Genomic DNA, 476 nt, shown 5'->3' on the forward strand with positions numbered 1-476 from the left:
TGACGGTGATGTCAATTTCATTGACCTGGACGACTGTCATGTCAGGTAATCCGTTCGGTTAGGATAAGTGTGGGGTAGAGAACCTGCTCACCGGCCTGCCGGTCGCTCCGGTTGCTCACATATGCGGCGTGCTTGCGGCTCCAGCCCTCTTTGCGGGTCCATGACAGGCCAGAGGCAACGCCTGCGCTCTTTAAAATGTAGGGAACCGGACCGCCGCGCGCGTCCCGCCCGCCAGCAAGTGGTTTGAAAGCCCGCTGCGCCCTGATGCCGCTGAACCGGCGCGGCACGATCTGGCGAACGGCCTCCACGATCTGGGGATCAACCTTGATTTTCTGACCACCTACTTCAATCTTGCGGGCATAAGGCATGGTGTTGACGATCCAGACCTCTGTGCCCATGGGAATGGTTGCGGGGGCCGCGTCCCATAGCTTTCCGTCCACCAGCACAGCCCAGCTTTTGCGGAAAGCGCCACTGCG

Annotated in this window: 1 pseudogene; it reads right to left on the reverse strand. The window is 60.3% G+C overall.

Annotation, left to right across the window (positions count from 1 at the left end):
• Positions 1–41: 41 nt before the first annotated feature.
• A pseudogene (locus HK26_RS12775) lies at positions 42–476 on the reverse strand (hypothetical protein); the annotation flags it as partial.

This window comes from Acetobacter okinawensis (genome assembly GCF_002153655.1).
In the GTDB taxonomy this organism is placed as follows: domain Bacteria; phylum Pseudomonadota; class Alphaproteobacteria; order Acetobacterales; family Acetobacteraceae; genus Acetobacter; species Acetobacter okinawensis_A.